This is a genomic window from Bartonella sp. AP20NXHL, from assembly GCF_042196165.1.
Lineage (GTDB): Bacteria > Pseudomonadota > Alphaproteobacteria > Rhizobiales > Rhizobiaceae > Bartonella.
The window spans coordinates 1-778 of record NZ_JBHIPV010000098.1 but is presented as its reverse complement, the minus strand read 5'-3'; the positions used below and the strand labels follow the sequence as shown (position 1 = coordinate 778).

The window sequence follows — 778 nt, the reverse complement described above, 5'->3', positions numbered from 1 at the left end:
AAACAACGGTGAACAATATTGAGATGATTGGTTGAGGAAACAATCCCGCCATTCCAAGCGAAGGCAAAGAGGGGGATTGTTGATCATCACCAATAGAAACACTTAAGGTTTGCATTCAGGTGCATTTTTATATTTTTTACAATAAGGGCTATTTAAGCGCTTCTTGACACTGGGCCTCGGGATCACAGCACCTGGACGACAAATGGGCAAGTTTTCCGCTTTATAATTTCCACACCAGCCTCCCCCCACATCATATTTATAGCGAAATCCCGCTTGGAGCATGCAAGCATCAATGGTTGCATTTGCATTGTAGCTGAGCTTTCTATTTTCTGTATCAGCATTAATAAGGCTTGGCAGACCGCATTCTAACAAGGCTTTTCCTACCTCTGTAAAACCTGCTCCTGGCTTTTTCCACGCAGCCACATCTCCTGGGGGAGTTTTATTAAACTGACATCCAGCTATACTTAATAGAGTTATCGCACTTAATAATTTTAAGGTTTGTTTCATTTTTTCCTCCATGATCTAATTCAAGGTTTTTGTTCACGATGAGAAGGGCCGTAAAGTATGCTGCACATACGCCCCGCATCTCCAAGGCAAGTATGAGGATTATAAGGATTTGTGAACATATTCCATGTTTCTTTCCACCAGTTACTGCCAGCAGGTATTGTCTCATAAGTATAGCCATTGCCGCCAATCCATCGGCTTACAAAGTCATATCTATTCCCATCAAAGCCAACAGTGGTTTGTTTGCCGTCACTCACATAACCTAACAGACCGG

General features: G+C 42.5%; 1 protein-coding gene and 1 pseudogene. Both read right to left on the bottom strand.

Annotated features, from left to right (window positions below):
* Positions 1-102 precede the first annotated feature (102 nt).
* Positions 103-507 carry a hypothetical protein gene (locus ACFILL_RS09420; protein WP_375643854.1) on the bottom strand — a complete coding sequence of 135 codons (405 nt, stop codon included), beginning with the start codon at positions 505-507 and terminating at the stop codon, positions 103-105.
* 20 nt (positions 508-527) lie between these two features.
* A pseudogene (locus ACFILL_RS09415) lies at positions 528-778 on the bottom strand (filamentous hemagglutinin); the annotation flags it as partial.